Origin of the sequence: Sinorhizobium garamanticum (assembly GCF_029892065.1) — a bacterium.
GTDB lineage: Bacteria > Pseudomonadota > Alphaproteobacteria > Rhizobiales > Rhizobiaceae > Sinorhizobium > Sinorhizobium garamanticum.
In genome coordinates this window covers 1,864,518-1,891,496 of sequence record NZ_CP120373.1, presented here as the reverse complement: position 1 = coordinate 1,891,496, position 26,979 = coordinate 1,864,518, and the positions used below count along the sequence as shown (strand labels likewise).

The window sequence follows — 26,979 nt, the reverse complement described above, 5'->3', positions numbered from 1 at the left end:
CCAAAAAGGGTGATTCAGATGATCTTTTCCTCCGACAATTGGGCGGGCGCCCATCCGGCAATCGCCGAAAGCCTGGTGGCTCATGCGGGCGGCTATGCTCCCGCCTACGGCACAAGCGAACTCGACCGGAAGGTGGAAAAGAAATTCTCCGAAATTTTCGAAAAGGACGTGGCGGTATTTTTCGTCGGCACCGGTACCGCCGCGAATTCGCTGGCGCTGTCCAGCGTCAACCGGGCGGGCGGGGTAGTCTTTTGTCATAGAGACGCACATGTCAACGTCGACGAATGCGGCGCACCGGAATTCTTCTCCCACGGGGCCAGACTTTGCCCGGTCGATGGGATCAATGGCAAGATGGACGTGTCGGGGCTTGAGGCCGAGATTCGTCGCTTTCCCCCGGAATTCATCCATGGCGGCCGGCCGATGGCGGTGACCATCACCCAGGCAACGGAAAGCGGTACGATCTATTCGCCGGCGGAAATCGATGCGATTGCTGCCGTCGCGAAATCGCACAAGCTTCCGCTGCACATGGACGGTGCGCGCTTCGCCAACGCGCTCGTCAGCCTCGGGACGACGCCAGCGGAAATGACCTGGAAACGCGGTATCGACCTGTTGTCGTTCGGCGGCACCAAGAACGGCTGCTGGTGCGCCGAAGCGCTCGTCCTGTTTGACCCATCGAAGGCGCAGGAACTGCAGTTCCTGCGCAAGCGAGCCGCCCAACTCTTTTCGAAGTCCCGCTTCATCGCTGCGCAGTTCGACGCCTATTTCTCGGGCGATCTGTGGCTCAATCTCGCCCGCCATGCGAATTCGATGGCGGCGCGTCTTGCAGACGGCATTTCCGCCTCGGCGAGAAGCCGGCTCGCCTGGTCGCCGGACGCCAACGAGGTCTTCGTGATCCTCAAGCAGGACGTTGCCTCGAAGCTGCAGCAACAGGGTGCGGTCTTCTACGACTGGCATGTGCCGGATCATCTGGCAGCCACCCTGGACGGGGACGAGGGACTTTACCGGCTCGTCACCAGCTTCGCCACACGATCGGAAGACGTCGACCGCTTCGTCGAAGCTTGCTGACCACGGCGGAATTGCCAAATCTGAAACGGCATGTGATTGTCGCCCTATGCAATCACCGGTAGGTCGTGCCACAGGACTCCCGTTTCCATCTATGCTTTAGCGTTGTGACAAATCAGCGAGCCATATGGTGCACCGTTGCCCTGATCCCGGTCTCGATCGCGGTCTCGACGGGGGTCCGCTAGCGATACAGATCGCATATCGCCTCCGGCAGACGGGGTTCTGTGCGCATGTAAATCGAATTGCAGGAGGTTATTGCTGCAATGACACAATCAAAAAACGCACGGGTCTGGGCCAGTCGCACCTTCATGGATTCAACACGCATCAAGGGTTTACCGCTGATCCATTACCGACGGGGATGGGCATCAGCCAGTTGGCCGAATTGAATCAAGCTGGCGAACCGATGTCGGCCGAGCATTTCCCAAAGGAGATCTTCGCCCAATATCCCGACAAGAAGGAAAAGAAGCAGGCCGACCTCATCCTTGCCGCAGGCGGGGTGGTGGTTTCGGCAGCATGCGCCGACGTGCTGCGGCAATTCGATCTTGGCCATTCGTCGCTCTATCCGATCAGGCTTTTCCAGCATGACCGCAAAACGCCCGTCGAGGGTGAATATTTTTGTCTCAATATCGGCGAGCGCAAGGATACTTTCCTGCCTGAACACGCGCCGCGGGTAAAAGTGCTTGGCAATGGGCGTTTGAAGATGCCGCCAAGTCTTAATGACGACGACGTGGCCGTCAGCCCGGCCGCACTCGAGGGCCCCGATCTATGGGTAAGCCCTCCCTTGATCCGCATATTTTTTCTGAGCGACCGGCTTACGCAGGCCCTGCGGGCGGCAAAAATGGGCAGGGTCTTTGGTTTCCGCACCTGCCGCATTGTCGAAGCCGACTAAATCATCTGAGGGGTGGAGAGATCGATGGCAGCACCTTTCGCAAAAAAACGGCGCCCCCTGAGGACGCCGTCTTTTTCGAATTTCGATCGTTAGACCAGATTAGAGAGTCTGGGCCTCGATCTGCTTCGCCTGCGGGGCAACCGAGGTGATCTCGATGCGACGCGGCTTGGCTGCTTCCGGGATCTCGCGAACGAGATCGATATGGAGCAGGCCATTCTTCAACGAAGCGGACTTGATCTCGACATGGTCGGCGAGCTGGAAGCGGCGCTCGAATGCGCGCTTGGCAATGCCGCGATGGAGAAACTGGCTCTCCTCGCCCTTGTCTTCGCTCTTTTCGCCCTTGATCGTCAGCGTGTGTTCACGCGCCTCGACCGAAAGCTCGCTCTCATCGAAGCCGGCAACGGCCATGGTGATGCGATAGGCATTTTCGCCGGTGCGTTCGATGTTGTAGGGCGGATAGGTCTGCGACTGATCGGGCTGACCAAGGCTGTCAAGCATGGTGAACAGGCGATCGAAGCCGACGGTAGAACGATAGAGGGGGGAGAAATCAAAGTGACGCATGGTGTCCTCCTTAAGAGCAACGGTTTGCGATGTCTGGTCTGCCACCCCATCAGGCGGCGGCGCGACCGGTGAACGGACCCGTCATCGGCGTCCGTGATCAACACATGGGAATGCGCGCGCGCCAGTTCAAGGGAATTTCTGCGCGGATTCTCTCGGACCGGCGCTTGGTGAACAGAACATGAATGATCGGTTCGGTCCCCGTTCAGCAGCCAGGGGTTAAAACAAGCACACTGGGAAAAATTCCCGGCGCTGAAGTACATGTCCCTTCTGCTTCAGCGGCCGGAAACGGTGATCGTCCGGATTTCACCCACCGTTTCCGGCCCTTTTTTCTTTGACGCGCTTGGGGCCGCCGCCTATCCCTGAGAAGCAAGCGCGGGTGGTCGGCAGAACGCTCTCATTCTTCCTCTTTCCGCGCCAAGGATTTCAACGCGTTTTTCATCTCGGGCTGTCGCTCCTCATGAACACCATCCTCTATCAGACGCCGGACAACCCGATACCGGGCAAATATGCGGCAGGTTTTTTCGATGGGGTCGGCAACCGCAAGATCCGCTATGCGGTTTTCAAGACGGAAGCCTCGGTTGCCCGCGGCACCGTCGTGCTGCTGCAGGGGCGCAACGAGACGATCGAGAAATATTTCGAAACGATCGCTGATCTTACCGCCGCCGGCTTTTGGGTCGCCACCTTCGATTGGCGCGGCCAGGGCGGCTCCGAACGGTTGCTGCGGCAGGCCGGTCGCGGCCATGTCGCTCACTTCACCGACTACGAGCGCGATCTCATGACCTTCCTCGAGCAGATCGTCCTGCCCGACACACGCCTGCCCTTCTCCATCGTCGCCCATTCAATGGGCGCGCTGGTGGCGCTGTCGCTGGCGCCGATGCTCGCAAGCCGGATCGACCGCATGGTACTGCTTGCCCCCTTTGTCGGCCTCGGCGGCCAGGCCATCGACCAGCGAGGCATTTTTGCGATCGCGACGATAATGGACCGGCTCGGCCTGGGAACGCTGCCGCTCCATGCCGGCAACGGCAACCGCCCCTTCCCGAACAACGTCCTGACGGCCGACGCGCGCCGCTTTGCGCGCAACCAGGCGTTGGCCGATGCCTGCCCGCAATTGCAGCTGGGACCGCCAACCGCCCGATGGCTACGCGAGACTTTCAGGGCAATGCGGCGCGTCCTGCGCCGCGAGCATCTGACACGGGTCACTGTGCCGACCATCATCCTGGCGCCGACAGCCGACCGCCTCGTGCCGCATCTTGCTGTCGAATTCCTGGCGCGCAATTTCCGCGCCGGGCACATGATCCCGATCGACGGCGCGCGTCATGAGCTTTTTCAAGAAGCCGACCGTTATCGCGCCCAAGCGATGGCCGCGATTTTCGCGTTCCTGCCCGGGTTCGAGAACGCCGACGAGGCGCCACATCAATTCGAGGAAAGCTTAGTTCCCACTGCATGATGCCTTAAATCGGAATCGATTAAGGACAAAATCATGCAGCAATTCAAAGTGCTACAGCGACCTCAGCGCGTCCCGTCGGACGCGCGGCGCTGTAGTATTTCCAGCGCCTGCGCGTGGATCTCGCGACTGCCGGCGGCGATGATCTCGCCGCCCATTTCCGCCGCCCCGCCCTGCCAATTGGTGACAATGCCGCCTGCCTGTTCGATCAACGGAATGAGACCGCCGACGTCGTAAGGCTTCAATCCGCACTCGATCACAAGGTCTACGTGGCCGGATGCGAGAAGTGCGAAGGCATAGCAGTCACAGCCGTACCGGAAGAGCCGCACCTTGGCCTGCAACGCCTCGTAGCGCTCCTTGAGAGAGCCGGTATAGAGATGAGGCGAGGTGGTGAACAGCACCGCATCCGAGAGCGAATCGCAGGCACGCGTCGAAAGCACTTTCTCGCCACCGGGGCCGCGATAGGTCGCCTTCTCGCCGTCGGCAAAATAGCGTTCGTTGGTAAAAGGCTGGTCCATCAGGCCCATCACGGCCTTGCCGTTGCGGTAAAGGCCGATCAGCGTTCCCCAGACAGGAAGGCCGGAAATGAAGGCACGCGTCCCGTCGATCGGATCGATGACCCAGACATGTTCGCGGTCGAGACCGACATTGCCGTGCTCTTCGCCCAAAATGCCGTGCTCCGGAAACGCACCCTCGATCAACGCCCGGATCGCCGCTTCGGCCGACCTGTCCGCCTCCGTGACGGGGTCGAACCCGCCTTCCAGTTTGTTGACGACACTGGTGCCGGTCCGGAAACGCGGCATCGTCTCCGCTTTGGCAGCATCGGCGAGGCGGTCGAAAAAGGCGCGGTCCGGCAACATATCGCTCTCTCGAAGAAAGAAAGGGGAAGGCGATCTGATTAGACGAATTTGATGGAAAGGCAAGAACACCGGAATTCGAGCAAATGGCGGCCGGCAGCCACGGGCCCGATTCGCACACGCATCACCTTCGGTTTAGGAGAATTTCCCGCTGCGACTGCGAAAGTTTTCTGCCGCACAACTTGACATTTGTGCAGCGCAACATTAGAGTTCTTGGGCAGTCACTCGTGGCTGCAAATACCCTCCTTGGGTGTTTCCTCCCTAGACTTGACCGCGCCGCTGGCGCGGTTCTTTTTGAGCGACGGGCCGCGCGCTATTCTGCCGCGAGCGGCAGATAGGCCCCATATTCCTCGACATGTTGTGCAAGTGCGGCGATGAACGTCGTGAGGTCGGCAGTTAGTGCTGCAAATCCCGGTTTTTTGACGAGGGTCACCTCATCGACATAGAGGCTGCGGTTGATTTCGATCTGGAGGGCGTGCAATCCGCGTGTCGGCCGGCCGTAATGCTCGGTGATGAAGCCGCCGGCATAGGGCTTGTTTCGGGCGACCACGTATCCAAGCTGTTCGAGCAGGCTGACAGCGGTGCGCGACAACTCAGCCGCCGCACTGGTTCCATACCGGTCGCCGACGATGAAGTCCGGCCGATGGCTGCTGCCGGGAAGATGGACGTTGCCCGGCATCGAATGGCAATCGATCAGAACCGACATCCCGAATTGCACATGGGTGCGGGCGATCAGCTTCCTGAGCGTCGCATGATAGGGCTTATAGATCGACTCGATGCGTATCAGCGCTTCCTCGACCGGAAACCGGCCACGATAGATCTCCATATTCTCTGCGACGAGGCGCGGCACGGTCCCAAGCCCGCCGGCGACCCGCATGGAGCTTATGTTGGCATGCGGCGGCAACTGCCCGTCGAACATGCGCGGGTCGAGTTCGTAGGGTTCACGGTTGACATCGAGAAAGGCGCGAGGGAAATGGGCGCGAAGCAGCGGCGCACCCAGAAAGGTCGCGTTCTGAAATAGTTCATCGACGAAGTGATCTTCCGAACGGCGGATCGAATGCGCATCGAGTCGCGACTGATCAAGAAAGGACTGCGGATAGGACCGGCCGCTATGCGGGGAATTGAACACAAAGGGCAGCCGCTGACTTGCGGGTTCCAGTACCTCGAAAAACTCCCGCTCGACTGCTTCCCCCATCGCAACCCTTTTTACCATGTCCGGATCTTGCTGTTTAGATCATGTTGCCAGTTGGTCGTCTCTGTGTCCATAGTGACATCTCGCTGGTACCAGGCATGGATCCGCCCTGTTCACCAGATATTTACCATGTTGCGGTTTGCTAAGCTGCCGCACTCCACAAGCATTAAAAAGAAGTAGCCACGGCCGAATTCATGACTGCGAAAATCCTCCTTGCCGAAGACGATAACGATATGCGCCGCTTCCTCGTGAAGGCGCTGGAAAAGGCTGGCTATAAGGTCCTGTCCTACGACAACGGTGCCAGCGCCTATGACCGGCTTCGCGAAGAACCCTTTTCGCTTCTCTTGACCGATATCGTCATGCCGGAAATGGACGGCATCGAACTCGCCCGCCGGGCGACCGAACTCGACCCGGACCTCAAGGTGATGTTCATCACCGGCTTTGCCGCGGTGGCGCTGAACCCCGATTCGAAGGCACCGAAGGATGCCAAGGTCCTTTCCAAGCCCTTCCACCTGCGCGACCTCGTCAACGAGGTCAACAAGATGCTGGCCGCCTGACGGCACCACGCCAGCACGGACCTGTTGAAAATGTCGGCCCCGCCAACTCCGCGCGGGTGCGCACTGCTTCGAGGCTGCGGCCGATCCCCTGTTGATCGGCCGCAGCCTTCGTCATTTCATTTCAACAACTTATCGGAAGAGCCCGCGCGGCCCAGGCATCGGGCGAAGGTGTTTCGCTGAGAAATACGGCCCGCGAACATCGCCGAAATTTCTGTCAAAAAACCTTCGAAAAGCCTATTGACGCGGACGAGGGTTTTGTGGTCTATGCGCCGCATCGGATGGGCGTGTAGCTCAGCGGGAGAGCACTACGTTGACATCGTAGGGGTCACAAGTTCGATCCTTGTCACGCCCACCATCCAAGTTTCTGATTTTAAAGGCCTTTCGAGAAATCGAGAGGCCTTTTTGCGTGGCGCCCCTTACTGCATGTTTCCTTAAATCGTACTCGATTTAAGGACAAAAACATGCAGCGATTCAAAGTGCTACAGCGTCCTTTGTGCGTCTGAAAAGACGCACGGCGCTGTAGGTTCACTGAACCTCATGCACAGGGATTGGCAATGAGCCGAGCCGCTTTCCGGCAGGCAGATGTGGAACGGCCCATCCGCGCCGCTCGTAGAACAGACGCAATCATGCAAATCGACCTGCGCGCCCTTCTCGCTACGATCTTGTCGGACTTTTCTTCAGAGGACGTTGCGACGCCTGCACTGGCAGGGACAGGAAGAGAAATGGGACGACAGACGATGCATGTCACGCTCTCGTCACGATCGCTGGTTATACAGGTCGCATCTCGCCATTGACCACGGATGTACTGGCAATGGCTGCAGGAAGGTCGGGTTTGCCCCGGCCTTTTTTGTTAGCGAACCCTTCGTCCGTCCTTAGCAGGCCACACCTAATGACTCGCGCTTCCGGCAGATAGGCGTAAACTAGATTCATCATCGGTAAGTGATACGGGCGCCGATGGCCGGAAGATCGTCGCGCTTTCGCCCCAGTAGCTTTCGCCCCAGTAAGGGAGAGCACGATGCTTGATCTTCAATTCCCAAACACTCGACCCCCCATTTATCCAGCTCAACTCGTGCAGTTGCGCAGGGTCTTTGACGACGAACTTACACGCCGGGGTTGGCCACGGCGAGGCAAACGCGCGAAGATCCTCGCAAGCCGGATCTTTTACCTTTACCAATCCGGGACTCGTTCCTCGCACGAGCTTCATGAGAGGCTCAGAGAGATCGAGTCGTGACATAGGATGGGCGGCGCATCATGCCCCGCCCCGCATCGACCTTCGCCGCAAAGCACCGCATGACTAGCACCTCCGAGCCGCGCGGCCCGAGATTAGCCAAGCGCAGCAATCAAGCCGGGCGACCTCCGCAACTCAGACCGGCGGCGGACCCAGGATTTTGCGTGGCTGGGTTGCCCGGCCTCTTTTATTGCTCAGAGTGCGACTGAATACTCTAGCAGCGAGCCATACTTAGCAGGCAGGCGACCGCTCTTTTGCCGACCGATTGGGCATTTATGATTTTGCTTTATTTTTGAGCAAATGTGAATTATACGACTGTTATGCGATGCGATCCCTCCCAAGCGCATCGCCGGGTATCGCGTCCCGATATAGCCTGTCGCTGATGCATCGGCGCCAGGCTTCCTTTTTGCATCAACGCACGGATCGGCGAAAAACGCCGCGGACGCGCGGATGCCCGTTTTGCTACCTTCGACCGGCCATCTCCTCCGCCAGCCCTGGGATCGAAACAATCAGCCCGCTCCTTCCAAGCCACTGATCATTCGTTGATGCCCGCCAGCCAACGGGCGATCCGCCATTCCAAAACGTTTTGGCTTGACTCCCAAAACGTTTTGGAGAATTCTTTCCCGTAGGGAGTGAGACCATTGGCCAATCTGAAACAGCTCGCGCAATCGCTTGGGCTGTCGATCACGACGGTTTCCCGCGCGCTCGACGGCTATTCCGACGTCTCGGCGGCCACCCGCGAGCGGGTCCGCGAGGCCGCCGAGAAGGCAGGCTACCGGCCGAACGCGTCCGCCCGCAGGCTTCGCAAGCAGCGCGCCGAATTGGTCGCGGTCACGCTTCCGGCCGATCCTGGTCATATCGGCCCGCCGCATTTCCTCGACATGCTTTCCGGCTGCGCCGAACATCTGGCGAGCGCAGGCCTGAACCTCGTCATCGCACCCGTTCCGCGCGGTGAGAGCGAAGTGGAAATCTGCCGCCGCTTTGTCGATGGCCGCCGTGTTGACGCCATGCTGCTGGTGCGCACCAAGCGGCGCGATGAGCGCGTCGAATTCCTGCAGTCGCGCGGCATTCCTTTCGTCACCAACGGCCGCACCGAAAGTCTCGAGCCGCATCCCTATATCGACGGCGACGGCTTTGCCGGGTTCCTCGCCGCGACCCAGCGCTTCCAGGCGACCGGCCACCGCCGCATCGGCCATATCGCCGGTCCGCAAGAATATTACTTCGCGCATGTGCGCCGCATGGGCTGGAAGGCGGCCATGGACGATGCGGGCCTCGAAGCCGACCTCTGCGCCGAGGGCGCGCCAACCGAACAGGGCGGATATCTCGCAGCTCTTGAGCTGCTGCGCCGTCCGTCGAGGCCGACCGCGCTCGTCTGCGCCACGGACGAAATGGCGATCGGCGCGCTCAGGGCATTGCGCGAGATCGACGGCGGCGATCACATCAGCATCATTGGCCACGACGACCTGCCGATTGGCGCCTATACGAGCCCATCGCTTTCGACCATGCGCATGACCGGCGAGAACCTCGGCGCAAGCTTTGCCTCCCTGCTGCTTCGCGCCATCGCCGGCGAACCGGCCGCGCAACTCCAGGAGTTGCACGCAATCGAATTCGTCGACCGCGACAGCCACCGCCGGCCGCGCGTGGCGGCATAACTGCATTCGACTGCGAACAAGAATAATGAAGGAGGAGAAGATGAAACGCCTGATGTCATTCGGAATTGTGGCCTCCACCATGCTGGCTTTTGCCTCGCCGGTGCTCGCCCAGACGGTTTTTGTGTCCACTCAGCTTCGTCCGATCGAAGAGGCGACCGTAGTTCGCGAGGAACTGCTGCAAGATGTCGGCGACGTCGACTACGTCGTCGAAGAGCCGCCGCAGTTCGCGGTGCGCATGGAGGCGGAACGACAGGCCGGCACCCGCACGGTCAGCCTCGTCGGTGCGCTGCATGGTGAGCTTTCACCGCTCGCCGACAGGGATTCCCTCGAGCCGCTCGACGATCTTGCCAAGACGCTCGCGGCCGGCGGCATGCCGCAATCGCTGCTCGATCTCGGCAAGCTCGGCAAATCGACCCAGCAATACATCCCGTGGATGCAGGCGACCTATGTGATGGCCGCCAAGAAGGAAGCCCTGCAATATCTGCCTTCCGGTGCCGACGTGAATACCCTCACCTATGACCAGCTCATCGAGTGGGGCAAGAAGATGCAGGAGGCGACCGGCCAGCCGCAGATCGGCTTCCCGGCCGGCCCGAAAGGCCTGATGGCACGTTACTTCCAAGGCTATTTCTATCCGTCCTTTACCGGCGGCGTGGTGCGCACATTTCAGAGCGCAGACGCGGCTGCTGGCTGGGAGAAGCTCAAGGCGCTCTGGGCCTATGTGAATCCGAACTCGACCAACTACGACTTCATGCAGGAGCCGCTGGCCGCCGGCGAGGTCATGGTCGCCTGGGATCACGTCGCGCGCCTGAAGAACGCCATCTCCGCAGCTCCGGATGATTACGTCGTCTTCCCCGCACCGGCCGGCCCGAAGGGCCGCGGTTACATGCCGGTCGTCGCCGGTCTCGCGATCCCGAAGGGCGCACCGGACAAGGATGGCGCCACGAAGATCATCGAGCATCTTGTAACACCGGACGTTCAGCTCCTCACCGCATCGCGGGTCGGCTTCTTCCCGACGCTCAACGTAAAGCTGCCTGAAGACCTGGATCCGGGCGTCGCGCTGCTCGCCGCGGCGGTGACGACCACGCAGGCTTCCAAGGATGCGCTGATTTCGCTTCTGCCGGTCGGCCTCGGCGACAAGGGCGGCGAATTCAACAAGGTTTACATGGACAGTTTCCAGCGCATCGTGCTGCAGAACGAGCCGATCGCCGACGTGCTTAAGGCGCAGGGCGAGACCATGGCCAAACTGATGACTGACACCAAGGCATCGTGCTGGGCACCGGATGCCAAGAGCGACGGTCCCTGCCCGGTCGAATAATCCTCGAGCGGATGCCCCGGGCAGATTGTCCGGGCATCCCCACTGAAAACCTCCGAGGCGGGTCCCAATGACCAAAAACCGATCCTGGATCCCGTATTTGCTGATCTTGCCGTCTGTTGCCTTCCTGGCGCTGCTATTTATCGTGCCGCTCTTGCAGACGATCTGGCTGGCGTTCTCGGACAATGGCGTGCCATCGCCGGCGAATGCCCAGCGCATGATGGCCGACATCAACTTCGCCCGCTCGATCAAGAATACCTTCCTTCTGACCATTGCAGTCGTGCCGGTTCAGCTCGCCATAGCGCTTGTCATGGGCACGATGGTCGCCAAGGTCGGCCGCGGCCGCGAGACCATTCTCTGGGTCTGGACAATCCCGCTCGGTATCTCGGATCTCGCCGCCGGTCTCGTCTGGCTGTCGATCCTGCAGAACAGCGGCTATTTCAACTCGCTGCTCCTGGGGCTTGGCATCCTCGAACGGCAGGCGAGCTGGCTCTCGTACCAGACGCCTGTGGCGCTCTTCTTTGCCATCGCGGTCGCCGAGATCTGGCGCGGCACGGCGATTGTCATGGTCATCATCGTCGCCGGCCTCAACCAGGTGCCGAGGGAGTTCAAGGAGGCCGCCGAAATCTTCGGCGCCGGGCCCTGGACGCGCTTCTGGCGCATTACACTGCCGCTCATCAGGCCGGCGCTGCAGTCGGCGCTCATCCTGCGCACAGTGCTCGCCTTCGAGGTCTTCGCGGTCGTCTATGCGCTCGGCGGGCGCAATTTCCCGGTCCTCGTCGGCGAGGCCTACAATTGGCAGAACCAGAACCAGAACTATGGCGTCGCGGCGGCCTATGCCGTGCTGATCATGATCATCTCGCTCGCTGCCACGCTGATCTATCTGAAAGCCATAAAGGTCGATCCGGAGCGCCTGCCATGAGTGCGCAAACCAAGAGCAAAGCGAGCCCCGCAGGCTTCATATCCTCCCGCCGCTGGCTCCTTTGGAGCGGTATAGCAGCGCTCTGCGCCTGGGTCCTGGTACCGATTTACCTTGTGGCCCTCGGCGCGCTCGGCGGCCGTCAAGGGGTTTATCAATGGCCGAAGACCGGTCTGCCGACCGGTGTCTCGCTTGACCCCTTCATCCTGTTTCTCAGAACAGAGGGCGTGCTGCAGTCCTTCCTGAATTCGCTGGGGGCGGCCGGGATCACCGTGGCGCTTTCCATCCTGCTCGGCGCACCGGCCGGCTACGCGCTCGCGCGCTACAACTTCCATGGCAAGGACAGCTACCGCTTGTTGGTGCTGCTTACCCGCGCGTTCCCGCTGGCGATCCTGGCCCTGCCCCTCACCGTTTCCTTCATCAAGCTCGGCCTCTACGACACGATCATCGGCGTCGGTCTCATCCACACCGTGCTCGCCTTGCCGTTTGCCGCACTCGTGACGCAGGGCATCTTCATGGGTGTGCCGAGGGAACTGGAAGAGGCTGCCTGGGTGTTCGGCTGCACCCGCGCCCAGGCCTTCTTCAAGATCGTTGCGCCGCTGGCGCTGCCCGGTATCGTCGCAACGGCAGTCTTCGCCTTCGTCATCTCCTGGAACGAGGTGTTCGCGGCCTCGGTGCTGACGGTTCGCAACCGCACGCTGACGGCCTATCTGCTGACGGTCCTGTCCGAAAGCCCGATGCACTACCGCTTCGCCGGCGGCCTGATGCTCATCCTTCCCTCGGTTGTCTTCATTTTCGCGGTGAGGCGCTATCTCTTCGCGATCTGGGGCATTTCCTCCAAGTAACGGGACCATATCCATGGCCAACATTGTCATTGACCGCATCCGCAAGAGTTTCGGGACCTTCGAAGCCCTGAAGGAGGTCTCGCTGACGATTAACGACGGCGAATTCGTCTCGCTGCTCGGTCCTTCCGGCTGCGGCAAGACCACGCTTCTGCGCATCATCGCCGGATTGGAAACCTCCACTTCCGGCGATGTTCTGATCGGCGGCAAGTCCGTGATCGGTCTGCAGCCCAAGGAGCGCGGCCTTGCGATGGTTTTCCAGAACTACGCCGTATTTCCGCATATGACGGTCTACGAGAACGTCGCCTTCGGGCTGCGGATGCAGAAGGCCGATTATGCGCGCGTAAACGCGCAGGTCGAGAAGGCGGCGGGCCTGCTCCACATCGAGCAGTATCTCGACCGCTATCCGAACAAGCTCTCGGGCGGCCAGCGCCAGCGCGTCGCCGTCGCTCGCGCGCTGGCGGTCGAGCCGAAGGTCCTGCTCATGGACGAACCGCTTTCCAACCTCGACGCACTGTTGCGTCTCGAAATGCGCGCCGAGCTCAAGACAGTGCTGCAAGCGGCCGGCACCACGACGATCTACGTCACCCATGACCAGACGGAGGCCATGGGGCTCTCCGACCGGATCGCCGTCATGCACGATGGTGTGGTCGAACAGGTCGGCACGCCGGTCGACGTCTACAACTATCCGGCGACACGCTTCGTCGGCGGCTTCATCGGCAACCCGCCGATGAACTTCATCAAGGTGCCGGTTACCAACGGCCAGGTGGCCGCCGGCAGCGAACCGCTTACGGCACCCAAGGAAACCGGCAAGGAAGTGATTCTCGGCCTGCGCGGCGAGGCCGTCCAACTGGCACCTCTGCCGCTCGGCCTGGAGATGAAGGTTCGCGTCGCCGAGCCGATGGGATCGCATTTGCTGCTGACCGGCTCGATCCACGACCAGCCGGTTCGCGTCATCCTGCCGTCTTCCGAGACCGTCAGGAGCGGCGACGTCATCGGCCTCAAGCTCGACCCGAACCGCATAACCTGGCTTTCGCCCGAAAGCGGCAAGTCCTTTCCGGCCGCAACGGCCTGACAATTTGGAGTACCCGGCATGAACATGCATATCGACCAGGCCAAGCGGATTCTCGTCGCCAACGACCGCGGCGGTTATACCGTGCCAACCGACCGGCTCTATCCCTTCCAGTGGAACTGGGATTCCGCCTTCGTCGCCATGGGCTTCGCGCTCTACGACACCGACCGCGCCTACCGTGAGTTGGAGCGCCTGGTCGAGGGCCAGTGGGCCGACGGCATGATTCCGCACATCGTCTTCCACCAGCCGAGCGATACCTACTTTCCCGGCCCGAGCGTCTGGCGCACGAAACATACGATCCCGACATCCGGCATCACCCAGCCGCCGGTGTTCGCCATTGCGCTGCGCAAGCTCTACGAGGCTGCAGGCACGCAAGCTGAAGCACGCACCCTGCCGCTCTACGAGGCGGCGCTGAAATGGCACCGCTGGTGGTACAAGGCTCGCGATCCGGAGGGCACCGGCCTCGTGGCGCTGCTTCATCCCTGGGAAAGTGGAAGCGACAACTCGCCGGCCTGGGACATCGCGCTCGCTCGCGTACCGACTACCACGCAAACGCCTGTGGTTCGCAAGGATATCGGCCATGTGAACGCTGAAATGCGTCCGCGCGATGATGACTACAAGCGCTTCATCCATCTGGTCGACGTCTATGCCGCCTGCGGCTGGGACCCGGCAAAGCAATGGGAGAAAGCGCCGTTCAAGGTCGCCGAAATCCAGACGACGGCGATCCTGCTGAAAGCCGGCGAAGACCTAGAACATCTCGCCAGCTTGTTCGGCAGGACGGAAGACGCGGCCGAGATCGCCGCCCTCAACGACCGCACCCGCAAGGCCATCCTGGCTCAGTGGCGGCCGAAGCTGTCGCGCTTCGTTTCCCGCGACCTGATCTCGGGCGACGACGTAGAAGCCGCGACACAGGCGGGTTTCATCCCTCTCCTTTCGCTCGACCTGGACACCGGGATCACCGACGCGCTGGTGACCGAGATGAAGGCATGGTCGAAGGGTCTCAAGGTTGCTTTCCCGACCACAAAACCAGGCATCGCGAGCTGGGAGCCGAAGCGCTACTGGCGCGGCCCCGCCTGGGCCATCATCAACTGGCTGCTGATCGACGGGCTGAGGCGCAACGGCCGTCCGGAAGCGGCGGAAGAGCTTAGGAAGTCGACGATTATGGCGATCGAAACGGAGGGTTTCGCCGAATATTTCGACCCGGTGACCGGAGAGGGCTGCGGCGGCCTGGGTTTCTCGTGGACGGCTGCCGCCTATATGTGGCTGATGAAAGCCGCGCCTTGAGCGCCGCGCGCCTAATCGGGGCCTGAAAAAGAGGCAAATCCGGAGTCGTCCCGGATCCACCGTTTCGGCGAAGCGGTGGATTCGTTGACCGGAGCAAGGGCTCCGAATGGGCTGTCAGTGCGCCACCTGCGATGCCGCCGACATCACCTCGTCGGGCGCCGGAGCCCGGAACATGTTACGGCCGTCCGGAGCGGCTTCGGTGAAACACCAGCGCACCACCCCGTCCCTGTCGAGCAAGAATTGTCCTATGAGCTGACCCATCCCGGTTGCTATCATCCGGTTATCGTCATCCGTGATCTCGTAGCCATCTGTCTTGTCGAGGTATTCCGAGGCAACAATCGGGTTCATCGGCTCCGGCAATTCGCCGGGCATGTCGATGCGCATCGCCGTGACGGTCGGCATTCCGAGCTTATGCGGCCAATCATCCTCGTTTTCGGTGAACTCCAGGTTGGGCAGACCGAAGGCACGGTGCGAAATCCGTTCCGGATCGGCCGCGGCGAGAAGGTTCGGCAGGGGATGGTAGCGGAAGTAGAGCCGTGCCCGCTCGATCGGTGTATTCACGACAGTCAGGCTTTCGACGCCCTTTTCGTTTAGCGCACCCTTGAGCTGCGCCATGGCGGCGATGTGCCGGCGGCAAAACGGACAATGCAGGCCCCGAAAGAGGCCCACCAAAACCGGCTTGTGACCACGAAAATCGTCAATGGCGATCTTGCCTTCCCGCGTGATCGCGTCGAGTACGACATTCGGCGCGCGATCGCCCGGCTGCAATGGCCCCGTGCTGCGATATTCCACCATGATGCTCTCCTCCCGCTACAGCGCCGCGCGTCTTATCAGACGCACAAACGACGCTGTAACACTTTGAATTGCTGCATGTTTTTTCCTTAAATCGGCTACGATTTGAGGAAACATGCAGTAGCGGTCCAGCCCCACATCTTTGCAGCGATCGAAGCGCGATTTCCCGTCCGGAATTGCTTCATTTCACAGAGTTAGGTCGTTTCACCGTAGCAAACGATCTAGTCGAGAAACGGCAGTATCATCAATGCTTCAGGATCAAGATCGTGACGCGCGCAGATGTCTCGGGCCAGTGTAAAATAGCGCTCGGCCGCCTCCAGATCTCCCGCATCAAGGCAGAGCGCTCCAAGGCCATCATAGCACGGAAACAGCACCTGCGCTTCGCCCGTTTCGGCGGCGACATCGAGCGCCTCACCATAGAGCCGACGCGCGTCGTGCGGGCGGTCGTGGCACTGGTAAATCTGCCCGAGCACAAGCAACGAAACCGGCAGATGGTCGCGCTGGTCGAGAGCGCGGTCGATTTCGATCGCCTTCTCGGCGGCCGGCACGCCGTCGCCGGCGCAGCGGTCGGTGAAGGTGCAGTAGGCCACGGCCAGGTTGGCGAGCAGCCGCGCCTGAAAGCCGAGATCGCCGATGCGCCGCGCCATATCGAGGCCGCGTCGGCAAACATCGATCGCGAGTTTCGGATCGACGATCGTGTAGAGCACGCCGAGATTGGTGTATCCGCGGCAGGCCGCCTGCATAAGCGTAGCCGCCTCGGCAACGGCAACACTCTCCTCCACCGCAGCGATCGCTTCGCGCCTGCGGCCACGCCGCGCCAGCGCCACACCCTTGGTATTCAACGCCTCGGCCGTAACCAAAGCTGCCTCGCGACGCGCCTCGTCACCGGCGTCTCGCGCCAAATCTCTGACCCGGCTCAACGCGTCATCCGCCCATTCCGACGCGGCAAGATAGTCGCCCATACGAAAAGCGAGATGTCCGCGCTCCTGCAGAAGGGAAGCGCTCTCCACAGGCGCATCCGCGCTTGCGAGGAGGGCCGCCGCATCGCTGAAATTCGCTTGCGCCTGCTCGCGGTTGCCCGCCTCCCAGAGGAGATGGCCGAGCTTGCGAAGGATCCGGGCGGAGGCAACCGGATCGGTCGAGACCCGCTCGCAGCCGAGCAGCGCGCGATAATGCTCCTCCGCGGCGGCGCGCTCCCCGGTCGGCCCCAGGAGATCCGCGACGCGTTCGCGGGCGACGAACCATTCAGGCCTTTGTTCACCCAAGGCCGCAAGGGCTGTCATGGCCTGCCGGTAGTAGCGGATGGCATCCTCGTTGGCACAGAGCTGGCGCGCTCGATCGCCGGCCGCCATGAGGTAACGTGCGCCCTTGATCCGGTCCGCCGACTGGCTGAAATGGTGGCCGAGCAGCGCCAACTCCTCGAACCGCTGCGGGTTCTCGCCGTAGCGCCGCTCGAGCGTCTCGGCGATGGCCGCGTGAATTTCCGTGCGACGCTTCACGAGCAGGTTGTTATAGACCGCCTCGTGAAGCAGCGACTGCATGAAACGGTAGGATTGCGACGATCGCTCGCTCCCCGCCTCCTCTATGATTTCCGTGTCGCAAAGCAGTTCCAGGCCGCGGTCCACATCGGTCGACGCGACGGCGATTGTCTTGAGCAGGTGAGCGTCAAAACTCGGGCCTATGACCGCGGCACAGTGGACTAGGTGGCGCACCTCCTGCGGCAACCGGTCGATTCTTGCGAGCAGCATCGCTTCGATGCCGATGGGGATGTCGACCGTCGCTTCACCGCCGGCCACGCGCCAATGGGAACCGTCGCGCCTGAGGGTTTCCAGATCGATCAGGCTGCGAATGATCTCCTCGACGAACAGCGGGTTGCCGCCGGCCCGACGCAGGATCCGCTCACAAAGTTCGTTAGGCAGGCGACCTTTTCCGAAGAAGGCCGACAGAAGGTGCTGCCCATCGGCGGCGGACAATGGACCAAGGCGCAAGGCGGTGAGGCTGGTGCGGCCGGGCGCCAGCCTGTCAGAACCGGCATCCGGGCGCTGCGTCGTCAAGAGCATCAACGGCCGGCGATCCAGCCTGTCGAGCACGAAGCGGAGCGCCTCGAGCGAAGCCGAGTCCGCCCAGTGCAGGTCCTCGATGACGAGGAGAAGCGGCGCCCGGTCGAGCCGCCGCTCGACAATGCTGCGGATCGCGGAGAACAGCTGCCGCCGAACCTGTTCGGGCGCGACGTGCTGCAGCGTCCCGTCGCGGTCGCCGATGCCGAGAATATGAAAGAAGAACGGCATGAGTTGTTCGATCTCGGCCGCCGGAAAGCCGATTTCGGCGAGGCCGAGGGACAGGCCCTCCCGCGTCTGCTCCGGCGTGTCGGTCGAGGATATGCCGTAGGCACTGCGCAGGACCCGGGCAAGGGTTCCATAGGAGGGTTCGCCGAGTGGAGAACATGCCGCCCGCCGCACGACGACATGCGCAAACTCGGAATCCTCGCCAAGGCCGGCGAGAAAGTCGTTGACGAGACGCGTCTTGCCGATCCCGGCTTCACCGGTCAGACGCACCAGCTGCGCCGTGCCGCCGCAGGCCAACGCGAGACAGTCACGCAAGCGCCCGATTTCCTTGTCGCGCCCGATCAGCGGCGCGGTCAGGCCGAGCGCGTCGAGTCCCCGTGCCGCGCGCGGCACGTCGAGTGCCCCGGCCATGCGATGAACCTGCACGCTCCCGGCCTTGCCGCGCAAGGTGACCGCCCCGAGCGTCTCGTAAGCAAAGGCATGCCGCGTGAGGCGGTGTGTCACCGGCCCAACAAGTATTTCATCCGGCCCGGCCACCGACTGCAGCCGCTGCGCGGTATTCACAGTATCTCCGGTGACCGAATAGGATTTGCTGTCGCCCGCGCCGAAGGCGCCGGTGACGACGGGGCCGGTATTTACGCCGATATGGAGGTTCAGCGGCAGACCGATGCGTCCGCGCCAGCGTTCGCCCACTTGCGCTGCCCGGCGCACCATTTCCAGCGCCGCACGAAGCGCTCGCTCCGGATCGTCCTCATGCGCCACCGGCGCACCAAAGAGGGCAAGCAGCGCGTCGCCGATGAACTTGTCGACGAAACCCCCGAAGGCTTCCACGGCCTCCGTCAACTCCTCGAAGAGTTCGTTCTGCAGCGCCTGCAAGGTCTCCGGATCGACCTGCTCGCCCAGGGTGGTGAAGTTGCAGAGATCGGCAAAGACGACCGTGACCGTGCGGCGATCGGCACCGCTATCCACGCTCGAACGCTGCGGAGAGACGGCCTGCGGCGCCCTGCCGGAAATCTGGGGCCGCGGCGGCGGCGCGGGTCGGGGCTCATGTGGCGCCGATGCACCGATCTGGGTGCCGCATTGGGGGCAGAAGGCGAAGTGCGGCGGGCAGGCATAGCCGCAACCCGGACACAGGTTCTGCTGTTTCGCACCGCACTTCGGGCAAAACGCAAAGCCGCTTTGTATTTCGTAACCGCATTCGTGACAGTTCATCTCGGACGAACCCTCAAGAAAGTCCGCCATGCCCGGGAAGCCCGAGCCTGTGGGGGTATGAATGCCCAAACGACAATGGACTTGTTGCCTTGGCTTGGCAAGCAAACGCAGCAAGGGTCATGGCATGCGCGCCCGCGAGGCGGCCATTCCGCGTGAAGTGGCGGCGCACGGCAAACCCATCCGGTCCGCGGAAATAATCTGACGCAAAAGATGACGTGCGCGCAATTTTGCGCTAGTACCCTGCACCGGCGCTCCAGGATCGCCATGCTCCGCGTAATTCGTCCGTGAAGGAACACGTTCATGCCTGCCTATCGCTCTCGCACCACCACCCACGGCCGCAACATGGCCGGCGCCCGCGGCCTCTGGCGCGCAACGGGCATGAAGGACAGCGACTTCGGCAAGCCGATTATCGCGGTGGTGAACTCGTTCACGCAGTTCGTGCCGGGTCACGTGCATCTTAAGGACCTCGGCCAGCTCGTCGCGCGCGAGATCGAGGCGGCCGGCGGTGTCGCCAAGGAGTTCAACACGATCGCCGTCGACGACGGCATCGCCATGGGCCATGACGGCATGCTCTATTCGCTGCCCTCGCGCGAGATCATCGCCGACAGCGTCGAATATATGGTCAACGCCCATTGCGCCGATGCCATGGTCTGCATTTCCAACTGTGACAAGATCACCCCCGGCATGCTGATGGCCGCCCTTCGCCTCAACATCCCGGCCGTCTTCGTCTCCGGCGGGCCGATGGAAGCCGGCAAGGTCGTTCTGCACGGCAAGAAACACGCGCTCGATCTCGTCGACGCGATGGTCGCCGCCGCCGACGACAATGTTTCCGACGAGGACGTCAAGGTCATCGAGCGCTCCGCCTGCCCGACCTGCGGCTCCTGCTCGGGCATGTTCACGGCGAACTCGATGAACTGTCTGACCGAGGCGCTCGGGCTATCGCTGCCCGGCAACGGTTCGACGCTTGCCACCCATGCGGACCGCAAGCGCCTCTTCGTCGAGGCCGGCCACCTTGTTGTCGATCTCGCGCGCCGGTACTACGAACAGGACGACGAACGCGTGCTGCCGCGAATGATCGCGTCCAAGCAGGCCTTCGAGAACGCCATGGCACTCGACATCGCCATGGGCGGCTCGACCAACACCGTGCTGCACATCCTCGCCGCGGCTTACGAGGGCGAAGTCGACTTCACCATGGACGACATCGACCGGTTGTCGCGCAAGGTTCCTTGTCTCTCGAAGGTCGCGCCGGCCAAAGCCGACGTGCATATGGAAGACGTGCACCGCGCCGGCGGCATCATGTCGATTCTCGGCGAACTCGACAAAGGTGGCCTTATCAACCGCGACTGCGTGACGGTGCACAGCGAAACGATCGGCGACGCCATCGACCGCTGGGACATCACCCGCACGTCGAGTGAAACCGTCCGCAATTTCTACCGCGCCGCGCCGGGCGGCATCCCGACCCAGGTCGCCTTCAGTCAGGAAGCTCGCTGGGAGGACCTCGACACGGACCGCGAGAAAGGCGTCATCCGCTCGGTCGAGCATCCCTTCTCGAAGGACGGCGGCCTCGCCGTACTCAAGGGCAACATCGCGCTTGACGGCTGCATCGTCAAAACGGCAGGCGTCGACGAAAGCATTCTGAAGTTTTCCGGCCCGGCCCGGGTCTTCGAAAGCCAGGATGCCTCCGTCAAGGCGATCCTCGGCAACGAGATCAAGGCGGGCGACGTCGTGGTCATCCGCTACGAAGGTCCGAAGGGCGGCCCGGGCATGCAGGAGATGCTCTATCCGACCAGCTACCTGAAGTCGAAGGGCCTCGGCAAAGCCTGCGCGCTGATCACCGACGGCCGCTTCTCCGGCGGCACATCCGGCCTTTCCATCGGCCATGTCTCACCCGAAGCGGCGAACGGTGGCACGATCGGCTTGGTGCGCGAAGGCGACATGATCGACATCGACATCCCGAACCGCACGATCAGCTTGCGCGTCGACGAAACCGAGCTTGCCGCCCGCCGCGCCGAGCAGGACGCCAAGGGCTGGAAGCCGGCCGAGCAGCGCAAGCGCAAGGTGACGACCGCGCTCAAGGCCTACGCCGCTTTTGCAACCTCCGCCGACCGCGGCGCCGTGCGGGATCTTGGTGACCGGTAATCGATGCACCACAACCATGAAACGGCTCCCGTCGCGGCGGGAGCCTTTTTTTGTTGTGAGTGCTTACAAGTGCCGCGCGCGGATCACATGTGCCGCGTCTCGGCGGGCGGGTTCCACCAGTTGTTGTGCAGCCCGTCCATATATTGGATCGGCAGGGCTGCCAGCACCTCCGGATCGACATCGTCCAGGCAGGCGACGTTGATCGAGACGAAGGCGCCACCGAGCTGCTCGACATATCCGTGGCCGTAGGGCGATAGCCCGCAGGTGGGGCAGAACCGGTGATGGCCGCTCATCGTGGCGAACTGATAGTCGCCGATACCCGTCTCCTCGCACATCAGCCGGAAGTCCTCCGGCTTCACTGTCGCGCCCCAATAGCGCAGTTTCGAGCAATACGAACAGTTGCACCGACTGGTCCCAGCCTGAAGGTCGATATCGACCTCGTAGCGAATCCGTCCGCAGTGGCAGCTGCCCTTATAGGTCGTCTTCATCGGCATCATCCCTCCCTTTGGTGCCATCAAGCCTCTGATTTTCGCAAAGTAGAGCAGGAGACGCGGACAGAAAACCCTCCTCCGCTTCGGCGCGCCTACAGCGCCGCGTGTCTTATCAGACGCGCGAAGGACGCTGTAGCACAATGAATGGCTGCGGAATGCCGCCGGCCCGAGCGTTCACGCTTCTACGCATAACACCTCTGCGGCCCGCGTCCCATCCTGGGCTAGCGCCAGGAGATCGGCGCGCAGGCGGTCCGGGACATTCGCGCCCAGCTGTGCGTCGACCTCGGCATGTGTTTCCTTCCAGATCGGCACCGCCCGGGCGAGCAGCCGCTCGCCTTCCGCCGTCAGCCTCAGGCGGCGTAACCGACGGTCCTCCGGGTCGACAAGGACATCCACGAGGCCGCGACGCTCAAGCGGCTTCAGCGCGGCGGTCAGCGTCGTACGGTCCATCGCAAGCAGCGACGCAACCATGCTCATGCTCGGCGGTTCGGGCCGGTTGAGCGACATCAGCAGCGAGAATTGCCCGTTTGTGATGTCGAGAGGCCGCAGCGCCTCGTCGAACCGCCGTGCAAGTGCCCGGGCAGCGCGCTGGACATGCAGGCAGAGGCAGTTGTCCCTGACGAGAACGGTGGTGGCGAAGGGTACTAGAAGCGACTTTGACATGGTTGATTAATGTTGATATCAACGTAATTAGTCAAGTGCTGCATTTCGTGAGGAGGAAAGAGCATGAGACCACACCACGCCGTCGTCTCGCGCGAGGAATGGCTGAAGGCGCGCAAATCGCTTCTCGCCCTGGAGAAGGAACACACCCACTTCCGAGACCGGATCAATGCCGAGCGTCAGGCTCTGCCCTGGGTCAGGATGGACAAATCCTATGTCTTCGAAACGCTTGCCGGCCCCAAGACATTGCCGGAGCTTTTCGACGGGCGCAGCCAGCTCGTCGTCTATCACTTCATGCTTGGAGCAGACTGGGAAGCCGGCTGCCCGAGCTGCTCCTTCCTGGCCGACCACTTCGCCGGCATGCTGCCGCATCTCAATCATCACGACGTCACCCTGATTGCGGCTTCGAATGCGCCGCTCGCCAAGATCGAAGCCTATCGCAAACGAATGGGCTGGCACTTCCCGTGGGTGTCGGCCCAAGGCAACGGCTTCAACAGCGACTTCCATGTGTCCTTCACGCCCGCCGAACTCGCGGGCGACAAGGTCGTCTACAATTTCACCGAAATCGACAGCGGCGAGGCCTACGAAGAGCTTCCCGGGCTCAGCGCCTTCTATAAGGACGAGGACGGCACCGTCTATCATACCTATTCCACCTATGCCCGCGGCCTGGAGGAACTCGTCGGCACCTTCATGCTGCTCGATCGGGCACCGAAGGGCCGGAACGAAGGCACGATCATGGACTTCGTCCGGCGCCACGACGAATACGAAGAGACGCCCAGGCAAAGCGCCTCAGTTTGATACGAACGGGGAACCATCAGCGTTTCCGAGCGTTGCTATGTCTCGCGGGGTTCCGCTCCGGAGCGCTGCGTCTCGCCATGGGAGGAATTAATGAAGGCGGAACCGCAGGAGGAGCACCGCTGGCTGGAACAGCTGCTCGGTGAATGGGAAGTCATGTCGCAGCCCTCAACCGACGCCGGCCAGTCGCAAGCTCCATGGACCGAAAACGTTCGCTCGATGCAGGGCCTCTGGGTTGTCTGCGAAGGACAAGGCACGATGCCGGACGGCCGCATCGGCCAGTCCTTGATGACTCTTGGCTTCAACCCTGAGACGAACCGCTACGTCGGCACCTGGGTCGGCTCCATGATGACGCATATGTGGATCTATGACGGCGTCCTCGAAGACGACGGCAAGACCCTCACACTCAACTGTGAGGGGCCGGACTTCGACAGACCCGGCAGGTCCGCTAGATATCAGGACGTAATAACTGTCATCGACGGCGACCATCGTAGGCTGACTGCCCGTGTCCAGACCGAAGACGGGAACTGGAAGGAGATCATGGCCGCGGAATATCGCCGACGCTAATGCATGTCGCCCAAAAGTGTGCAGCGGTTTGGGACAACGACACGCATAAAAACAAAGATGTAAAGCGCGTTGCATGAACTCGTCTGAACGCGATGCGCTTTGATGGACGGCAGGCAATCCACTGTTACGCTACCGCGAATGGCAGCACATCCCCAACAAGAAACCGGAGGACAGACAATGACGGGTCAGCATGGGAAATTCGTCTGGTACGAACTGATGACGACCGACACGAAGGCCGCCCAAACTTTCTACGAGAACGTGATCGGCTGGCGCGGCAGCGATGCCGGTATGCCGGGCATGGAATACACGCTGTTCTCCGTCGGTGATCGGCATGTGGCGGGACTGATGACGATGCCCGAGGGCGCGCTCGAGATGAAGATCCCGCCGGCCTGGCTCGGCTATGTCGCCGTCGATGACGTCGACGCGGCCGCTGCCAAGCTCGCCGCCGATGGCGGCAATGTTCACCGCGCTCCCGACGACATCCCGGGCGTCGGCCGCTTCGCCATCGTCACCGATCCGCATGGCGCCGTGTTCGCGCTCTTCAAGGGAACGAGCGAGGAGCCCCCGGCGCTTGAGCAGATGGCGCCCGGCAACGTCGGCTGGCACGAGTTGATGGCCGGCGACCTCGATACCGCCTTCCCCTTCTATTCCAACCTGTTCGGCTGGACCAAGGATCAGGCGATGGATATGGGCGATATGGGCACCTATCAGATCTTCGCCTGGAACGGCACGCAGATCGGCGGCATGATGACCAAGCCGAAGGACGTTCCCGCCCCCTATTGGCTCTATTATTTCAACGTCGAGGCGCTGGATGCCGCGATCGAGCGGGCAAAAGCCGGCGGCGCGAAGATCGTCCTTGAGCCCATGGAAGTGCCAGGCGGCTCCTGGATCGTCCAATGCACCGATCCGCAGGGCGCCCTTTTTGCACTCGTCGCACCGAAACGTTGACGGCGGCGTTTCGGATCCGGTCAACTTAAGAGCAGGGCGCCTCCTGGTCCGGGGGCGCCCCTGCCCAATTTGGCCCGTGCATATGTCTCACGCCGAAGCTATCTCGACGCTTGCCTGGTGATCGCCCGCCTGCGCAACCGGCTCCGGCGCCACGCGGGCATTTCTGGCGAGAAAATCGAGGACAGCCCGAATACGCGCGGGAAGCGCCCCGCCCTGGCCGAGGAAGACGGCATGAATCTCTTCCAGATCGCCGGGATTCAAGTCTTCCAGCACGGGAACGAGCCGCCCGGCGTCAATGTCGGCGCGCACGGTGAATTCCGCAAGCCTCGCCAAACCGGCGCCAGCAAGGGCGAGGTGGCGCAATCCCTCGCCGTCGCTCACTTGCAGCGTCCCGGAAGCCGGCAGCACGATCGTTTCTCTGCCGGATTGGATCGGCCAGCCGTCGACGGCGCGCGCGTAGCAGAAGCCGAGACGGTTATGGACCGCGAGCTCTTCAGCGCTCGAGGGCGTTCCGTACAGATCGAGATAGGAGGGCGCCGCCACAATCACCATTCGCGTGGCGCCGAGTTTGCGAGCAATCAGCGCCGAACTCTTCAGTGGCCCTGAACGGATCGCGATATCAGCACGCGCCTCCATCAGGTCGACCACCGCGTCGGTCTGGACGATGTCGAGCGAGACCGCGGGAAAGCGCTCCCGGAATTCCGGCAGGAGCGGCATCAGGATATGGGTTGCGAAGGAAGCGCTGACATTCAGCCGGACCCGACCCGTCGGCATCTCGCCCCCGGCCGCACAACGTTCGGCCTCCTCGATGTCGGCGAGGATGCGGGCGGTGCGCTCGTAAAAGGTACAGCCCTCCGGCGTCAGTTGCAGCCGCCGCGTGGACCGGTTGACGAGGCGGACGCCGAGCCGATCCTCGAGCCGAAGAACGAGTTTGCTGACCGCCGAAGGCGTCATGCGGAAATGGCGGGCTGCCGGCGAGAAGCCGCCGAGTTCGACCGCCTTGGCGAAAACCTCCATTTCCCCTGAACGATTGACCGAAAGTCGAGACATATGACTTCAACTCACAAATGATGTTCCGACCAGCAGTCTACCTCCAAACGGCAGGCAGCTCCATCTTCATGTCTCCAGACGCATTGAAACGACAAAGGAGTTGCGAAATGGAATATCGACGGCTTGGCTCGTCTGGCTTGAAGGTTCCGGCGCTGAGCTTCGGAGCAGGCACCTTCGGCGGCAAGGGTCCGCTCTTCGGCGCCTGGGGCACGACGGATGACGCGGAGGCGCGCCGCCTTATCGACATCTGCCTCGAGGCGGGCGTCAACCTCTTCGACACTGCGGATGTCTATTCGGATGGCGCCTCGGAGGAAGTGCTCGGCGCGGCGATCAAGGGACGACGGGCAAAGGTTATTCTTTCCACCAAGATGTCGCTGCCAATGGGCGATGGTCCGAACGACGCCGGCTCATCCCGCTCGCGTCTCATCGACGGTGTCGATGCGGCGCTGAAACGCCTCGGAACCGATTATATCGACCTCATGCAATTGCACGCTTTCGATGCAGGAACGCCGATCGAAGAGGTGCTCTCGACACTCGACGTCTTGGTGCGCGCAGGCAAGCTCCGTTATGTCGGCGTCTCCAATTTCTCCGGCTGGCAGCTGATGAAGTCGCTCGCGCTTGCCGAGAGGCATGGTTATCCCCGTTACGTCGCCAACCAGGTCTACTATTCGCTGGCCGGCCGCGACTATGAGTGGGAACTGATGCCACTCGGGCTCGACCAGGGTGTCGGGGCGCTCGTCTGGAGCCCGCTGGGCTGGGGCCGGCTCACGGGCAAAATCCGCCGCGGCGAGCCGTGGCCGGAAGGAAGCCGGCTGCACGACACCGCCGCCTTCGGACCGCCGGTCGACGATGAAAAACTCTACGACATCGTTGAGGTGCTCGATGCCTTGGCGGAAGAAACCGGCAGGACAGTGCCACAGATCGCCATCAACTGGCTTCTGCAACGGCCGACCGTTTCGAGCGTCATCATCGGCGCCCGCAACGAAAATCAACTCCGTCAGAATCTCGGTGCTGTCGGCTGGTCGCTTACTGCCGACCAGATGGCGCGCCTCGACGAGGTGAGCGCCTCGACGGCGCCCTATCCGCATTTCCCCTATTACCGGCAGGAAGGCTTTGCCCGCATCAACTCTCCACCAGTTTGAGTAGACAAAGTGGCGGACGGGAAAGCC

Annotated in this window: 23 protein-coding genes and 1 tRNA gene; 16 read left to right on the top strand and 8 right to left on the bottom strand. The window is 62.0% G+C overall.

Features of this window, described 5'->3' with window-relative positions; all coding sequences use genetic code 11:
* Positions 1-18: 18 nt before the first annotated feature.
* Both PZN02_RS08720 and PZN02_RS08715 read left to right on the top strand, forming a co-directional pair.
* Entirely contained in the window at positions 19-1,065 is a 1,047-nt protein-coding gene (locus PZN02_RS08720) for a threonine aldolase family protein (protein ID WP_280661174.1), read from the top strand.
* Positions 1,066-1,420: 355 nt separating this feature from the next.
* Positions 1,421-1,951, top strand: a complete 531-nt coding sequence (locus PZN02_RS08715) for an imm11 family protein (protein WP_280661173.1) — start codon at positions 1,421-1,423, stop codon at positions 1,949-1,951.
* 99 nt (positions 1,952-2,050) lie between these two features.
* On the opposite strand, the gene PZN02_RS08710 is transcribed toward PZN02_RS08715, so the two are convergent.
* The gene (locus PZN02_RS08710; protein WP_280661172.1) at positions 2,051-2,512 is read right to left on the bottom strand and encodes an Hsp20 family protein; all 462 of its coding nucleotides are present in this window, start codon (positions 2,510-2,512) and stop codon (positions 2,051-2,053) included.
* 457 nt (positions 2,513-2,969) lie between these two features.
* Between PZN02_RS08710 and PZN02_RS08705 the strand changes: the two genes are divergently transcribed.
* Positions 2,970-3,959, top strand: coding sequence for an alpha/beta fold hydrolase (locus tag PZN02_RS08705; RefSeq protein ID WP_280661171.1), 990 nt, complete (start codon positions 2,970-2,972; stop codon positions 3,957-3,959).
* 62 nt (positions 3,960-4,021) lie between these two features.
* Here the strand turns inward: PZN02_RS08705 and hisN are convergent, their stop codons facing one another.
* Together hisN and PZN02_RS08695 are read right to left on the bottom strand one after the other, a co-directional pair.
* Positions 4,022-4,816, bottom strand: coding sequence for a histidinol-phosphatase (gene hisN / locus PZN02_RS08700; protein ID WP_280661170.1), 795 nt, complete (start codon positions 4,814-4,816; stop codon positions 4,022-4,024).
* Between the two features lie 310 nt (positions 4,817-5,126).
* Positions 5,127-6,008 (bottom strand): N-formylglutamate amidohydrolase, encoded by an 882-nt coding sequence (locus tag PZN02_RS08695; protein ID WP_280661432.1) that lies wholly within the window; start codon positions 6,006-6,008, stop codon positions 5,127-5,129.
* 191 nt (positions 6,009-6,199) lie between these two features.
* On the opposite strand from PZN02_RS08695, the gene cpdR1 reads away from it, so the two are divergent.
* The 8 genes from cpdR1 to PZN02_RS08655 all read left to right on the top strand — a co-directional run bounded on the left by cpdR1 (position 6,200) and on the right by PZN02_RS08655 (position 14,871).
* Positions 6,200-6,562: a response regulator CpdR1 gene (gene cpdR1 / locus PZN02_RS08690; RefSeq protein WP_003531148.1), complete on the top strand. Its 363-nt coding sequence runs from the start codon at positions 6,200-6,202 to the stop codon at positions 6,560-6,562.
* 280 nt (positions 6,563-6,842) lie between these two features.
* Positions 6,843-6,917 (top strand) — tRNA-Val (locus PZN02_RS08685).
* A gap of 1,514 nt (positions 6,918-8,431) precedes the next feature.
* Complete coding sequence (locus PZN02_RS08680) at positions 8,432-9,442, top strand: LacI family DNA-binding transcriptional regulator (protein WP_280661169.1); 1,011 nt, start codon at positions 8,432-8,434, stop codon at positions 9,440-9,442.
* A gap of 40 nt (positions 9,443-9,482) precedes the next feature.
* Positions 9,483-10,757: an ABC transporter substrate-binding protein gene (locus tag PZN02_RS08675; RefSeq protein WP_280661168.1), complete on the top strand. Its 1,275-nt coding sequence runs from the start codon at positions 9,483-9,485 to the stop codon at positions 10,755-10,757.
* Between the two features lie 67 nt (positions 10,758-10,824).
* Positions 10,825-11,676 (top strand): carbohydrate ABC transporter permease, encoded by an 852-nt coding sequence (locus tag PZN02_RS08670; RefSeq protein WP_280661167.1) that lies wholly within the window; start codon positions 10,825-10,827, stop codon positions 11,674-11,676.
* Complete coding sequence (locus PZN02_RS08665; RefSeq protein ID WP_280661166.1) at positions 11,673-12,518, top strand: carbohydrate ABC transporter permease; 846 nt, start codon at positions 11,673-11,675, stop codon at positions 12,516-12,518. Before PZN02_RS08670 ends, PZN02_RS08665 begins: the two co-directional genes overlap by 4 nt.
* 13 nt (positions 12,519-12,531) lie before the next feature.
* Positions 12,532-13,590, top strand: a complete 1,059-nt coding sequence (locus PZN02_RS08660) for an ABC transporter ATP-binding protein (protein ID WP_280661165.1) — start codon at positions 12,532-12,534, stop codon at positions 13,588-13,590.
* A gap of 18 nt (positions 13,591-13,608) precedes the next feature.
* Positions 13,609-14,871 carry an MGH1-like glycoside hydrolase domain-containing protein gene (locus PZN02_RS08655; protein ID WP_280661164.1) on the top strand — a complete coding sequence of 421 codons (1,263 nt, stop codon included), beginning with the start codon at positions 13,609-13,611 and terminating at the stop codon, positions 14,869-14,871.
* Positions 14,872-14,985: 114 nt separating this feature from the next.
* Here the strand turns inward: PZN02_RS08655 and PZN02_RS08650 are convergent, their stop codons facing one another.
* Entirely contained in the window at positions 14,986-15,666 is a 681-nt protein-coding gene (locus tag PZN02_RS08650; RefSeq protein ID WP_280661163.1) for a peroxiredoxin-like family protein, read from the bottom strand.
* Between the two features lie 218 nt (positions 15,667-15,884).
* Entirely contained in the window at positions 15,885-19,160 is a 3,276-nt protein-coding gene (locus PZN02_RS08645) for an adenylate/guanylate cyclase domain-containing protein (protein ID WP_280661431.1), read from the bottom strand.
* A 300-nt stretch (positions 19,161-19,460) separates the two neighbouring features.
* On the opposite strand from PZN02_RS08645, the gene ilvD reads away from it, so the two are divergent.
* Positions 19,461-21,299: a dihydroxy-acid dehydratase gene (ilvD, locus tag PZN02_RS08640; RefSeq protein WP_280661162.1), complete on the top strand. Its 1,839-nt coding sequence runs from the start codon at positions 19,461-19,463 to the stop codon at positions 21,297-21,299.
* A gap of 83 nt (positions 21,300-21,382) precedes the next feature.
* On the opposite strand, the gene PZN02_RS08635 is transcribed toward ilvD, so the two are convergent.
* The gene (locus PZN02_RS08635; RefSeq protein WP_280661161.1) at positions 21,383-21,787 is read right to left on the bottom strand and encodes a GFA family protein; all 405 of its coding nucleotides are present in this window, start codon (positions 21,785-21,787) and stop codon (positions 21,383-21,385) included.
* 177 nt (positions 21,788-21,964) lie between these two features.
* A complete protein-coding gene (locus PZN02_RS08630) occupies positions 21,965-22,453 on the bottom strand; it encodes a MarR family transcriptional regulator (RefSeq protein ID WP_280661160.1) in 489 nt (162 codons plus the stop codon).
* A 63-nt stretch (positions 22,454-22,516) separates the two neighbouring features.
* Between PZN02_RS08630 and PZN02_RS08625 the strand changes: the two genes are divergently transcribed.
* From PZN02_RS08625 to PZN02_RS08615, 3 genes are all read left to right on the top strand, one after another.
* Positions 22,517-23,248, top strand: coding sequence for a DUF899 domain-containing protein (locus tag PZN02_RS08625; RefSeq protein WP_280661159.1), 732 nt, complete (start codon positions 22,517-22,519; stop codon positions 23,246-23,248).
* A gap of 90 nt (positions 23,249-23,338) precedes the next feature.
* Entirely contained in the window at positions 23,339-23,812 is a 474-nt protein-coding gene (locus PZN02_RS08620) for a DUF1579 domain-containing protein (RefSeq protein ID WP_280661158.1), read from the top strand.
* A 177-nt stretch (positions 23,813-23,989) separates the two neighbouring features.
* A complete protein-coding gene (locus PZN02_RS08615) occupies positions 23,990-24,760 on the top strand; it encodes a VOC family protein (protein WP_280661157.1) in 771 nt (256 codons plus the stop codon).
* Between the two features lie 87 nt (positions 24,761-24,847).
* Here the strand turns inward: PZN02_RS08615 and PZN02_RS08610 are convergent, their stop codons facing one another.
* Positions 24,848-25,810, bottom strand: coding sequence for a LysR family transcriptional regulator (locus PZN02_RS08610; RefSeq protein ID WP_280661156.1), 963 nt, complete (start codon positions 25,808-25,810; stop codon positions 24,848-24,850).
* Positions 25,811-25,917: 107 nt separating this feature from the next.
* Here PZN02_RS08610 and PZN02_RS08605 point away from each other — a divergent pair, with 107 nt between their 5' ends.
* Complete coding sequence (locus PZN02_RS08605; RefSeq protein WP_280661155.1) at positions 25,918-26,952, top strand: aldo/keto reductase; 1,035 nt, start codon at positions 25,918-25,920, stop codon at positions 26,950-26,952.
* Positions 26,953-26,979: the final 27 nt, after the last annotated feature.